Origin of the sequence: Robbsia sp. KACC 23696 (assembly GCF_039852015.1) — a bacterium.
In the GTDB taxonomy this organism is placed as follows: Bacteria; Pseudomonadota; Gammaproteobacteria; order Burkholderiales; family Burkholderiaceae; genus Robbsia.
This window is the reverse complement of the sequence record NZ_CP156628.1, coordinates 1,062,492-1,075,480: the sequence shown is the minus strand read 5'-3', so window position 1 is coordinate 1,075,480 and position 12,989 is coordinate 1,062,492. Positions and strand designations below refer to the sequence as shown.

Annotated in this window: 11 protein-coding genes; 10 read left to right on the top strand and 1 reads right to left on the bottom strand. The window is 60.9% G+C overall.

Annotated elements, in window-relative coordinates:
• Window positions 1-24: 24 nt before the first annotated feature.
• From ABEG21_RS25810 to ABEG21_RS25765, 10 genes are all read left to right on the top strand, one after another.
• The gene (locus ABEG21_RS25810) at window positions 25-1,179 is read left to right on the top strand and encodes a LysR substrate-binding domain-containing protein (RefSeq protein ID WP_347558446.1); all 1,155 of its coding nucleotides are present in this window, start codon (window positions 25-27) and stop codon (window positions 1,177-1,179) included.
• Window positions 1,180-1,549: 370 nt separating this feature from the next.
• The gene (locus ABEG21_RS25805; RefSeq protein WP_347558445.1) at window positions 1,550-2,719 is read left to right on the top strand and encodes a phage tail sheath C-terminal domain-containing protein; all 1,170 of its coding nucleotides are present in this window, start codon (window positions 1,550-1,552) and stop codon (window positions 2,717-2,719) included.
• Window positions 2,716-3,225: a phage tail protein gene (locus ABEG21_RS25800; RefSeq protein WP_347558444.1), complete on the top strand. Its 510-nt coding sequence runs from the start codon at window positions 2,716-2,718 to the stop codon at window positions 3,223-3,225. The genes ABEG21_RS25805 and ABEG21_RS25800 overlap by 4 nt, the downstream gene beginning before the upstream one ends.
• Entirely contained in the window at window positions 3,222-3,407 is a 186-nt protein-coding gene (locus ABEG21_RS25795; protein WP_347558443.1) for a DUF5908 family protein, read from the top strand. The genes ABEG21_RS25800 and ABEG21_RS25795 overlap by 4 nt, the downstream gene beginning before the upstream one ends.
• Entirely contained in the window at window positions 3,407-4,132 is a 726-nt protein-coding gene (locus ABEG21_RS25790; protein ID WP_347558442.1) for a hypothetical protein, read from the top strand. The genes ABEG21_RS25795 and ABEG21_RS25790 overlap by 1 nt, the downstream gene beginning before the upstream one ends.
• Entirely contained in the window at window positions 4,132-5,823 is a 1,692-nt protein-coding gene (locus ABEG21_RS25785) for a phage baseplate assembly protein V (protein ID WP_347558441.1), read from the top strand. The genes ABEG21_RS25790 and ABEG21_RS25785 overlap by 1 nt, the downstream gene beginning before the upstream one ends.
• Window positions 5,824-5,882: 59 nt before the next feature.
• A complete protein-coding gene (locus ABEG21_RS25780; RefSeq protein ID WP_347558440.1) occupies window positions 5,883-6,278 on the top strand; it encodes a GPW/gp25 family protein in 396 nt (131 codons plus the stop codon).
• Between the two features lie 79 nt (window positions 6,279-6,357).
• Window positions 6,358-7,332, top strand: coding sequence for a hypothetical protein (locus ABEG21_RS25775; RefSeq protein WP_347558439.1), 975 nt, complete (start codon window positions 6,358-6,360; stop codon window positions 7,330-7,332).
• Window positions 7,332-9,968, top strand: coding sequence for a hypothetical protein (locus ABEG21_RS25770; RefSeq protein WP_347558438.1), 2,637 nt, complete (start codon window positions 7,332-7,334; stop codon window positions 9,966-9,968). The genes ABEG21_RS25775 and ABEG21_RS25770 overlap by 1 nt, the downstream gene beginning before the upstream one ends.
• A gap of 51 nt (window positions 9,969-10,019) precedes the next feature.
• Window positions 10,020-11,594, top strand: coding sequence for a contractile injection system tape measure protein (locus tag ABEG21_RS25765; RefSeq protein WP_347558437.1), 1,575 nt, complete (start codon window positions 10,020-10,022; stop codon window positions 11,592-11,594).
• On the opposite strand, the gene ABEG21_RS25760 is transcribed toward ABEG21_RS25765, so the two are convergent.
• On the bottom strand, window positions 11,581-12,708 hold the full coding sequence (locus ABEG21_RS25760; protein WP_347558436.1) for an Ldh family oxidoreductase: 1,128 nt from the start codon (window positions 12,706-12,708) through the stop codon (window positions 11,581-11,583). The two genes, ABEG21_RS25765 and ABEG21_RS25760, sit on opposite strands and share 14 nt — an antisense overlap.
• Window positions 12,709-12,989: the final 281 nt, after the last annotated feature.

Here is a 12,989-nt window from a genome sequence, read left to right as displayed (position 1 = left end):
GGTGTATTTTCCTGGTGCGAATAGGTGAAAAGTAAGGACAAGACAGGGGGCGGATCGACCCTCGGCGCGTCACTGACGCGTAAAGCGGCCGCGGACAGTCACACCGTCGATCCGTCGCGCGAGGGTCCGACGTCCGCCGGCGCGCGCGTGGCCGGTGGCGGAGCGATCCGATCCGGAACGACACTCGCTGCCCGCGCGCGTCCGGGCCAGCTGACGCTGCGGCAGATCGAAATTTTTCATGCGGTGATGGTGACCGGCTCGCTGAGCGAAGCCGGACGGTTGTTGCACGTGACGCAGCCTGTGGTCAGCCGTGCGCTGGGCGCAATCGAGCAGCGCCTGGGCTTTCCGCTGTTCGACCGAGTGAAAAGCCGGCTTTATCCGAATGCTGAAGCACGCGTGTTGTTCGACGGCGTCGCCGGAATCCAGGAAGGCGTGGCGCGTGTCAACGATATCGCTTTCCGTTTGGCCTTCGAAGGCACTGGCACCTTGCGAGTCGTCTCCAGTCCCAGTCTTGGGGAGTGGCTGGTGCCGGCGGCGTTGCTGCGCCTCGCCGAGACGCATCCGGACGTTCGCGTCCGTTTTCGACCGATGAGCATGGATATCCTGGCGCCCTACATGCTGTCCGGCCAGGCCGACATCGCCATCCTGTCCGTGCCCCTGCAGCATCCGAATATCGCCGCGCGCGAGATTCGCTGCGGACAGATCGTCTGCGCGATTCCCGCGGACCATCGATTGGCGCAGCCGCGCCCGACAGGGCGGCTTACCGGCAAGACCGGCGCCGCGGCGGCCGATCGCACCGGAAGCGCGCTCGGCGAGCCGGTTACCGCGGAGATGCTGGCCGAGTGCCGCTTGATCGGCTATGCGCTGAATACTCCGTTCAACGACCGGCTGGCGGCTTTCTGGAAGGGCGGCGCGCCTCAGCCGCACATCGAAGTCCGGTCCCCGGTCAGCGCCTTGTCGATGGTGCGGCGCGGTCTCGGCGTGGCGTTGGTGGATGCCTTCTGCGTCGATCCGGCGCTGATGGACGGTATCGTCGTGCGGCCAATCGCCCCGTCGATTCCCCTTTCCCTTCATGTAGTCCATCCTGGCAATCAACCCTTGTCATTGACGTCGCGCGCTTTTGTCGCCGCGTTTGAATCGGTCCTGACCGGTATTCCTGGCGACACCTCCGCATCCTAGGCGAAAAGCAGGGGCGTCGGTTATGCGACTTTGCGAACCGGGTATGTGCTGACGCTATACCCTTCGGTCTATCTTGTTGCGGCTCGCCCGACGCGATAGGACGGCCATCATCGACTTCGCACACTTGCACGCACGCTGGCTAGGCCGGAAGGTCTAGCTATCGCGGCCCTCCGGTCCTTGCTACATTTGCGGAAAACGTGGCAACCGAGGGCGGCGGCGAGCGTGCGACGGATTCCCCGCGTGTCGGCATGACCACGATGGCACGTCCGCAGCGCGCGGTCGAAGGTACCGTCCCTATTTCCTGACCCCGTCTCTAGTCGGTCAAGAGAAAGGCCATTTACATAAATAGGACTACGGATTAAATAGGGAAATGAAACGATCACTTGTAACCATAGACAGCACGATATTGCCGCCCGACGACGAGGCCGTGCGTACCGCCATGCCGGTATTCGTCATCGAAAACCACGGATTGTCCGAGAAGAATGTCGTCCTCAAGGGAAGATCGTTCGCCGAGATCGCGGCGGGGATGGATGGAACGAATGCCAAATGGGATGCGATCGGGCAAAAAAGCGTGTCGTCGTTTTTTTCGAATGGCGGAGAGGTCTGCTACGTGCTGTTAAGCAGGCATCTCCATGTCAACTTTCAGAAGAAGGCCTTCCGTCTCGCCGAGGTCGAGCGGGACGTGCCGGAAGCCACCTTGCTCGTGGCACCTGAGACATATGGGTATTTGGGTAACTGGACCACGCTGCTGACCGACGCGGCGACGTCCAATCGCCTGTTTTGCCTTATCGACTTGCCGGAAAACACGGGCGACGCATTCAGCGAGATCACGAAGTTCACGGCGGAATTGTCTGAAAGCGCGAAAAGCGCAGGCGCGGCCTATTGGCCTTATCTGATCGAACGTTCCGTCAGTGACGGGAAGATCCTTGAAAGTACCGTCGCGCCGTCCGCCGCGGCCGCGGCAGCGATTCAGCGCACCGACGCGACTTCCGGCGTATGGGGGGCCCCCGCCAACGTGCGGTTGCCGGCCGTCCTCCGGCCGATTTCGCATACGAGCCACCCGGATCTGTTGGAAAAGGGCGCCAATACGGTGCGTACCTTCCCGGGTCGTGGGGCCCTGCTATGGGGGGCGAGAACCATGGTCAGCGACACGAAGAGCCCGACGGCCTACATACAGACCAAACGGACTATCACCTTCATCCAGAATGGCTTGCAGGCGCAGCTTCGCCCGATGGTATTCGATGTAAACAACGCCTTGCTATGGCGGACCTGCGAGGCCCGTGTCACCGCCTACCTGACCGAGATCTGGCGGGCGGGCGGCCTGGCCGGCGCCACCGCCAACGCGGCGTTTTCCGTGCAGGTGGGCGAAGGCATCACGATGACCGCGGAGGATATTGCGCAGGGCAAGTTGATCATGGCGGTCAGCTTTACGCTGCATCCGATATTGACGGCCGTGAAACTGGCTTTGACGATGCGTCAGGGCGAATCGCACATCGCCGTCACGGACGTTTCGGCAACGACGCAAGGAGCGACGCAATGAATCGCGAAAGTTTGTTTGAGCCGGAAGTCGGCTATCGCTTTGTCGTCGGTTGTTTCTTCAGGCCCGAGGGAACGGGCATATCGGGTGTTCTCGGATCCGCGCTGCGCCTGGTGCCGAGTCCGCTTGATTTCCGCTTCCAACGGGTTTCCGGACTACAACGTCAGGTTCAGACCAGTAGCTTTCGTCAAGGAGGCGACAACGTCGCCACGGTCTTTCTGCCCGAGCGCGTCACGCACGGCAATTTGGTACTGGAGCGCGGGGTGATGACCTTGTCGCCGCTGACGATGGCGTTTGCCGATGCGATGAGCCGCTTCCAAACGCATCCCTGCGACGTGGTCGTATCGCTATTGAATCATCAGAGTCTGCCGATCAGCACGTGGACCTTCATTAATGCGATTCCGGTGGGCTGGCGCACCGGCGACCTCGATGCAAGCAGCTCCTCGGTGCTTGTGAACTCCTTGGAGCTGGCTTATCGAGAGATGCACTTTCTGGGGATCAAGGCATGAATGAAATTCACGAACTGGTCATCGAAGCCCGCATCGACGGACGGCCAATCGGCGAAATAGCGCACTCGCCGAGCCGTATCGACAATCGGCATGCCCAGCGAGAGAAGGCGCAGATGATCGACGAAATCGTCCATGAAGTGTTACAGCGGCTCGGCGAGTCGTCGACTGGGAAATGGAGGTAATGGTGAACTTTAGCGATAAGATTCGCGGGAAACTCAGCAAGCTGACAATTACCGCCTACAAGGACATCGCACTGACCCAGGAAGTGGGGAGTGTGGAGGCGATGTATAACCCCGAGGAGTTGACGCTCGAGTACGGCGCGCGATACGAGCAACAGGACGGCTTGAATTACGAGGCGATCTCGAACGATTTCGTCGCGGTCGCGCCCGGTACACTCGAGGTGCAACTGATATTCGACAGCAACTTGCCGACTCATAGTGAACCGGTTGATCAACAACTGTCACGCCTTCGGACATTGTGTGGCGTCGTCGACGGTACGAGCCGCCAAACCCGGTATTTGAAAATCCGCTGGGGGAGTTTCAGTTGGCATGGAAACGGTTACTTTGCCGGGCGTATGCAGCGGATGTCCGTGCGCTATAACCTCTTCGGACGCAATGGGTCGCCGATGCGCGCGTATGTGACGCTGGGCGTGCTGGAAGACAGCGATCCTAAGATGCATCGTGCAAAACTGGGCCTCAACAAGCGGCCTTCGCCGCGCGTGATCGTACCCGAGGGGACGTCGTTGGCCTTGGTGGCCGCCGCGCAGTTTGCCGCGGTGGATGGCGCGATGGCGGAGAAGCCGGCTGTCGACTACCTGGCGTTGGCGCGGAAAAACAACCTGGATCATTTGGATGACATCAATCCGGGCAAAACGCTCGTGTGGCCGACCGAACCGGGAGCATCGTGATGGGTGCGCCAAAGTACTCGCCATTCTTAGGTGTCATTCCCGCGATCGAACTCGATACCAAGGCGTTGCAGTACATGCGCGTTACGGATTTCGAGGTTGTGCAGCAGGTCAACGGCATTCCCAGTTTGCGCATGACCCTCAAGCGCAAAGATACGTCACCGATGAAATGGGATATGTTCGACCGCGACGTGGCGTCGTTTGTTCCCGGAACCAAAATCGCGCTGAGCATGCCGATGCCCACGGCGGAGCGTACACAGACGCTTTTCGCAGGGATCGTCACGTCACAACGTATCGTCTGGGATAAGGATCAGTCGAACCCGGTTCTGATGGTCCGCGCCGAACACGCCTTGCGGAAGCTGGACGGACCGTTAGTCAGCGACATCTATCAGAAAAGAAGCGACAAATCGGTTTTGACCGAGTTGCTTGAAAAATACGTGACGCTCGGCAAGAACGATATCAAGGGCCCGGATCATGAGCAATTGATTCAATGGCGGTGTAGTCACTGGTACTGGCTACGTCGGCGGCTGCGCGCTTCCGGCATATGGCTCTTGCCACATATGGACAAGGTGGACTGCGTATTGCCGTCCCTGTCAGGGGCTAGGGTTCACAAGATCCATCCCACGGCGGATGTACCCGACCTCCCCGTTCTCGAACAGGTTGAATGGCAGTGCGATAACAGCACGATATCGGCCCAGATGGAAGGGCGACACTGGGACATCGCTCAGCAAAATGTCTCCCCGACGGTGCTTGCCAACCCGGCGCAGATCGGCAGTGGCGGCCTCGATCCACGTCGCATCCGCTCGCTCACGAACGAGACATGGCAATTTTACGACGCCGTCTCGCTGGTGGACGGTGAAATGCAGCCTAAGCTCGACGGTCGCTTTTTGATGCAGCACGCGGCCGCGGTGACTACGCGGCTGACGCTCAGAGCTGATGTGCAGACGCTGCGTTATCGTTTAGGCGATATCGTCGAACTGGGTGGCTTGGGCACGCGTGCAAGCGGTCTTGCCTTGATGTGCGGCATCCGTCATCGGTGGGATCCGCCGCATTTTACAACCACGGTGACAACCGGTCTCGACGATCCCTTGGCAATCGACGCGGCAGCGTTGCCGCGTGCGTCGGCGCTCACTGTCGCGGTGGTCGCCGACTACGAAGAAGACGAAACGCAAGCCGATCGCATTCGGATCAGGCTGCCCGAGCTGGGAGAGCAGACGATTTGGGCGCGCTTTGCCAAGCCGTTTGCGAGTGCCGGAAGCGGATTCCATCTATACCCTAAGCCGAAAGACGAAGTATTGGTCGCGTTTATCGATGACGATCCTCGATACCCGGTGGTTCTGGGCGCCACGCACAATCCCGTCAACATGGCGCCGATGCCGGACGACGCGAAGACCGATCGGCAAGCCTGGCGCGGCTGGATCGAGGTGGACGACGAGACGAAGCGGTTCTTGGGAGTCAATTTTGCCGATGCGCATGTCCGTATCGAGTCACGGGACAGCGTATTGCACGTGGGCACGGCCGGACGCGATAGCGAAACCGACGATCACCGCAGTCGGCTGCATATTGGCAAAGACGGTGTCGACGCCAGCGGCGCGACCGTCACGATCGACGCGTCGGACAAGGTGACGGTAAAGGGCGCCAGCCATGTCGCGATCGTCGGCAAGGCGATCGATCTGAAGCAGCACGATTCGTGATATCGCCCACAGGGCAGCGCAGGCATTCCACGTTAGAACAGGGTATCAGGAGAGGCAGGATGGCAGAGATCGAAAAGCTGAGTCGCGGCGAACGAGGGTGGCAGTTCCCGGTTGAATTCAAACCCGAAGGTCCGGTGATGTCGCAAACGGACTTGTTGAATGTCGAGCAGGACTTGAAACACATGATGCAGGTCTTGCCGGGAGAGCGGATCATGCGGCCCTTGTTCGGCTGCGATTGGCTTTCGATTCTGTTCAAGAATTTGACCGAAGACTTGCAGGCCGAGATCAAGGCGATTGTTGCCGATGCGGTCATGCGGAACGAGCCGAGAGTGGTCGTCGAAGATATTGCCGTGGTTCAGGACGCGCAGGACATTCACGCTTTGCATATCGGCGTTGTCTACCGGGTGGCGGGACACGATGTCGTGAAGAAGATGGCGATGAAAGTTGGCGTGTAGCATTGTTGGTCAGACGGTGCGGCAGGCGAATACGGAACACTGATTATTCCTTAGGAATACGTAATAAAGAGAGGTGTGAATGGAATACGACGGCACAGGCTTGGCCGAAGCCAATACGGCGGACGAGGCCGGATCGGCATTATCGCCCCTCGAGAAATTTCTGTTCGATTGGGATCGCATCGTTGGCAACATTGCCTTCGGCAAGATCGCAGCCGGTAATTGGCGCAAGGCGGCATTCGATCATGCCGCCGGGGAAGCCCTTACCGTGGAAAGCGCCAGGGCACTGGCCGCGAAATTGAGCGATCCATCGAAAAAGCTGCGCCCTTACGAGGTTTTCTTATTGTCCTTTTGGAACCTGGTGAATACCCTCGATCAACGGTATGCGGCGCTCCTGAACGAGAAGGAAGATCGCTTCTATCGCGATGCGATGCGTTTTTCGACATCGCAGCCCGAGCCGAAAGGCGAGGAAGCAGCACCGCTCGCTGTTGCGTCGTCTCATGAAGACGCCCCGGCTTTCCGAATCCGGACGCGGCAACGCTTTCTGAATGGCGACGATCTCCGAAAGGGCTTTGCGTATGCGTTTCCGGAAAATCGGATACGGCTCATGGCAAGTGAAAGAGAAGGCGATCCTCGCGCTGGCAGTGCGCTGACGATATGGGTTTTGCGCAAGGAGCCGGACGTACACGGCGAGTACACCCTATCGGAACGAGATCGCCGGAATGTCGATGCGTTTCTGCGCGAAACCACCTCGGTACATACCAACACGCAGACGATCTTCGACGCGAACTGGACCGATTGCCGCGTGAGATTCGATTGGCGGGAGGGCGCGGATCAAGGTCGGGGCGAAAAGGCCATTCGTCGGGCATTTACCGAATGGGCATGGTCCTTATGGCGTTTCGATCCCTGGAGCGAAGCGGCATTAAAAGAGGCCGTTTACAACTTTATGTCGGGTCGTCCTGAAATACGGAATATCCGCGTGATCTTGGGCGCGAACGCGGTTCATAACGGCTTGCTGAAGCTGAGCGAATTTTCAGAATTGGCAAAGGGGGAGTGATGGAAAACATTGAAGAAGCGCTGTCGGCGATTCAATTCGATACGCTATGGGAGCACGTTCGAACGACGCTTGACGAGCGGGCGGACGAAACGTGGCGTCACCACGGTGACAGTGACGCCGGTATCGCCATGCTTCAAGCATTGACGTATGGTGTCTCGGACGTAGGGTATCGGCACCTACATCCATTGGACGACATCCAGCAGCCCGGCGGTCGATCGGTCCCTATCGCGGACGTGGCGAGCCTATCCCCGGAGACGGCGTTGACGACATCGCCCGTCAGCGAGAACGACTATCGTCGGTTGATCCTGGACGAAGTTGGGCGCTATGCGGACAGCGACTGCTTTTTATATCGAAACGTTGCGATCGCGCGCGGCGAGAACGAGGACCGATTGACGGTGTCGGTGACGCCGGAGCGTTTTCCGCCCTACGCGGCGCGTGATGTCGAAAAAAATATGATAAAGGACCGCATTGCAGCGCTCCTCGGTCGGCATCGTGGCCTGGGGGCACGCACCCCGACAGTGCGCGTCTGCGGTCTCGCAGACGTCGATGTCCGCGTGACGGTCAAACTCGCCGATAGGCGCATGGACGTCGTTGGCGTCTTCGCGAAAATATACGACATTCTGGACAATTGGGTCTCACCCCGCGCCAGCCGCCATGTCGACATCGCGTCGACTGCGTCGCTGCCGTCGGTATTGCAGGGGCCGAAGCCGCGTAACGGCTATATCGACACCTTGCCTCCTTTGGATCTTCGTAAGGGGCGCCGAGAATTTGAAAAAGATCCGAAAACGGTATTACGAGATATCAAAACCATCGGCGGCGTAGACGATGTGTCCCAGCTCGCGCTTCACGGACCGGTTCGGCCGGTAGCGGAAGAAGACGAATCCTTCATGCTCTATGCAGCGTCGGCCGGCGGCACGGGGACGGTGGACAGTACATTCACCGCCAACGGAAAATCTTTTACCTGGCATGGTATTACCGTCGTCGCCGATCCGCTGACGCCAGACATCGACCGCGATGAGATCGTGCGCGCGATCTTGGCGTTGCGCCTCCCCAAGCCGGATACCGTCGAACAATGGAAGATGCCGACGGGTAACTATCGCAATGTTGTGACGCGCAAGTGGGCGTGGGAACGCTTGCCGCCCTCGTTCGGCTTGCTCGATAAGAGCGATGCGGAACGCGTCGTCGATACCACCTGGCAATTTCTGTCGGCATTCGATACCTATCTCGACCAGATGTGTACGCGGTTGGATAGCTTGAAATTTCACGCGGGAATCGCCACGCGAAAAGAGCCCTGGCTCGAAGGTCTTGAGTCGAAGCGGGATGCGCTCGCCCTATTCGGTGAGCCGGACTTCCAGCCGGACGCTGTCGATCTGGATCCCCGTGTCTATGATCGCGGCGCCGTGCAAGCGCATCTTCTGCGTTATTTCGGCGTTATGCCGAACGTCGCAACGCGCAGCACGTTTGGCCTGTATCGGGCGGCCGCGGTCGAGCAGAGCGAACGCTTCGTCAAGGATGTCGCGACGATCGGTCGCGACAGAATGACCGCGATCGGACCGTTTCCCGCCCTGCAAAAAGAGATTGCATTTGCCCTCGGTTTATATCGTTCGGCATTGCATGAGGGCGAAACGCAGTCCGCGGCGCCGTTTTACATGCTCGATATTTCGCAGATGATTCCGCGAACGGCGCCGGCGGGGCAAAACACCGACATGCAATTCCCGGCGGGGACGCCAACGGCCGACGGCATCCTGACCGTGCATTATGCCGCCGGCGATGCGCGCGATTGGGAACCGGGGGCCATCGTCTCGGTCATGGCCGCGGACAAGTCGGCTCTTTTGCCGGCCGTTGTCGAGAAGGTGACCGTCACGGCCGGCCGGGCCGAACTGACGCTCGCGCTTTCTGGAGCAGGCGACTCGTGGCGCGCCGCGTTCCCCTCGCCGACTGTCCAGCTGAGGTCGCATATCGTCGATTCCGCTTTATTCGATATCGAGTCGATCAGCAAGGAGGGCACGGCCGGATGGACGGGCAAGGTTGCACTGAACGCGGTCTTTCCATGGGCGAAACAGGACCGGCCGATTCACGTGCATCCGCCTTTCGAAAGTAATAATGGTGCGAACTCGCACGTTGCCGGCGTGATCCGTGACATCGATGCGCGAGGCGTGGCGACGGTCGGTTTTCGCCCTGGGTCGGGTGCGGTATGGAACGGCAACGGGCTGGCCTTGTCCATGAGTGTTCCGGGTGTCTATGAAGAGCGGGCGGCTTCCGCAGGCAGGGTGGCGTTTGTATTCCCCTTGCCGGAAACGCGGGAGGGGCCGACGCTGGCGTCGTGGATGCGCAAAATCGACCGCCTGTTGAGACGCCTGGTGCCAGCGCATCTTCGCTTCGAAGTCTATTGGTTGAAGAAGTCGCGATTCGAGACGTTCGTCCAGCGGTTTGCAGCATGGTGGGCAGGCGACGAAGGCACGCGCGGGCAATCGGGCACGCTTTCCGTTGCGGTCCTCGAAACCCTAGGGCTGGCGAGATTCGTCGCGCCGCTCAGAGGAATCGGGATGCTCCATATTCGCGGCGTCAAGGACAAAGGTGTCAACGAGGCCGCGAACGCGTGGAAGCGATGGATATTCCATGTGGCAACCACTTGAGCCGGACATGAGTGCGGGCGCGCGTGACGGCCGGTAAAGGGGGCATCGACGATGATCAAAGTAAAAATGGTCTTGCACATCGGTGCCGGGTTGGAGCGCGAGGTCTTCGCCAGCTGCGGTGCGATTCTGCAAGGGCATCTGCAGCACGAGGTGGAAGAGACATTTCGACGTTTGGCGCGCGATCACCGCGACGGCGTGGGCATTCATATCGCGATGGACCTCGGCGTGCTACGCCGAATTGCTTGGAAGACCGAGCTTTCGGGGCGTGCTCTGTCGGCTTTGCGTACACAAGCCTTCGTCGTTCGCGTCATCGACAATCGTCTCGGCCCCCGCGGCAACGATCTTGCCGGTGCACGGATCCCGACACCGGAGGAGGGACCGCTTACTGGGCAAGACCTACCGCAGTCGTCGGGCAGTGATTTGACCGAATTCGCGCATTTCCTCGTGCGTGGCTATTTTCCAGGTCTTCCGCCCTGGCGCGATCGATCCCCATCCGATTGGCTCGTGGCCCAACTTGCGCAACGCGGGCGTGCGCTATCCGATGCTTTGTCGGGGCTAGTCTTGGCCGAAACCGCCAACGGACGGCTGCGGCGCTTGGTCGGCGTGTCGCTTGCCCGCCGCGTTGGTGCGGCCTGCCGAGGCGGTGCGGCACTCGCGTGGGTATCGGCCGAATTAAACGGCGCGACGCGGCGGGGGGCGCCACCCTGGGGCGGCAATCCCCCCATCGACTGGTTCGAAGCGCAGCTGCTTCAGCCGACGTCGCCCATCGTCGATTTGCTTCGTTCGGTGCGAGACGACCCATCTCAGCACATGCGACTGAGGCGCCTTCTTGGTACGGACGGAGCCGAGCGGGTGGACCGTTTGCTGGATGCGGCACCGAGTCTGTCCTCCCGATCGCGTACGCCACGCGATCGAGAGGGCGGTCGTGCGGACCCGCATCGACGAACCGGTGAGTCGATCGGACTGACTAATGCGGGCCTCGTGTGCTTGTGGCCGCTTATCCCCGCATTGCTGGCAACGATCGACGCGCTACCCCTTGCGCATGCTGTCGAGGAGGGGGCGCCGGATCAGCAAAGTCCAACGTCAGGCAAGTGCCGAGCCGAACTCGAGAACGCGGGAGCGCGTGATGTCGCGGCGTCCCTGGAAGTCGCGACAGGGCCTGAGACCCCTGCAGGGCCCGAGGTCGCAGCAGGGCCCGAGGTCGCGGGGCAGCGCATGACGGAGACCGCCGCGCAACGGCGACAAAGCGCGGCCATGGCGTTGGACTATCTGGTGTGGGGTGATCCGCAGTGGCAGGAATGGCGAATGCCGTTGAACAAGGTCCTCTGTGGCTTGCCGCTCGATACAGTCGTTGACGCGCCGAACTTGGCACCGTGGCGTAGGGCGAAAATCGATGCATGGCTTGCGGCGTTACCGAACCGGCTGCCCGGCTTGCACCATTGCGGTGTCGGCGACATTCGCGCGCTCTACTTGCGGCGCCCTGGACGCTTGCTCGCCGACGGCGATCGGTGGTGTATCGAGGTCGACGACGACGCGAGCGATGTGTTGCTCGAGGGACTACCCTGGCCGATCCAGCAAGCGGTGTTTTCCTGGCTGCCGGACCCGGTTGCAGTCAGGTGGCGCTAGCATCTTCCGGAGCGGACGAGGTGCCCGGCGGCAGCAGTCCCAGAACCGCCTCGTATCGCGCCCGTGACATATGCACGACGCCCTCGGCGATGGCGCGCTCACGGGCTGCGAATCGTCGTTGCGACGGTAATCTCGCCCCCTGATCCGTGATGCGCGCGAACATCGTTTCGGCATACGCATCGCCGGCCTCGCGCGACGCCCCACTGAATACCGTGGGGTCGAACGCCAGGATTAACTCGCCATGACAGGGCACGGCGCCGACGCCGCCGTCGCGTTTCGCCGATTCGATCGACGTCAACTCGCCCATCAACGGCCCAGCCAATAATTCGATCATCGTCGCCAAGGCCGAGCCTTTATGGCCGCCGAAGGTCTGCATCGCACCCTCCAGGGCCGCAGCGGGATCGTCGGTCGGGCGACCCTGTGCATCGATCGCCCAGTCGAGCGGGATTTTCTTGCCCGCCTGACGGTGCAGTTCGATGTCACCCCGCGCGATCGCCGACGTGGCGAAATCGAACACATACGGAAACGGTCCGGGTCGCGGCCAGGCAAAGGCGATGGGGTTCGTGCCGAAGACCGGGCGTGTCCCGCCAGCCGGCGCTACCCAATCGTGTGCCGGCGTCATCGACAATCCGGCGAGACCGGCAGCGGCGAGCGCTTCGACTTCCGGCCATAGCGCCGACACATGGTAGCAATTGTGGATCGCCATCGCCGCGATACCCGTGCGGCGCGCTTTCTCGATCAACAGGGGCAGTCCCTGCTCAAAGGCCAGCGGCGAGAAGCCGAAGCCGGCATCCACGCGCACGAGCGCCGCAGTCGCGTCCTCCACCGAGGGCAGCGCGTCGCCACGTACGGCGCCGTGACGCAGTGTATGGGCGACGGCGAACAGGCGATAGAGACCGTGAGACTGGCAGTCATCACGTTGACCCGCCACCAGCGTGCGGGCCATGGCGGCCGCCTGCGAGGTGCTCATGCCGTTGGTGGTCAAGACTCGCTCGGCGAGTGCCTGAACCGCGTCCAGCGTCAAGGACACGCTGTCTTGATCGTTCGGCAAAACGTCATGGCGTGTGGCGCCAGCCGTACTGGCAGGCTTCGTTTCGTTCGGGAGAGAGTCCATGGGCATTCGCTCGACGGGTAGGTAAGACGCGCGCCAATCGCACGTCCGCCGCGCGGCCCATTTCATGGCCGCGCCATCGCAGTCTGGCAAGGCGCCAGACGCGCATCAGCGCGAATTGTAATGCAGCCCCGACGCTGCGCACCAAAACACGGCGCCGATCGCCGCCGTGGTGCGCGCGGCCGAGGCGCAGTCGCACCAGAACGAGGCGCCAAAAAAGTCAAAAATCGAATTTCGCATGGCCCGTATATTGCTTTAAGCAGTTTTAGTATATCTAAAACGGG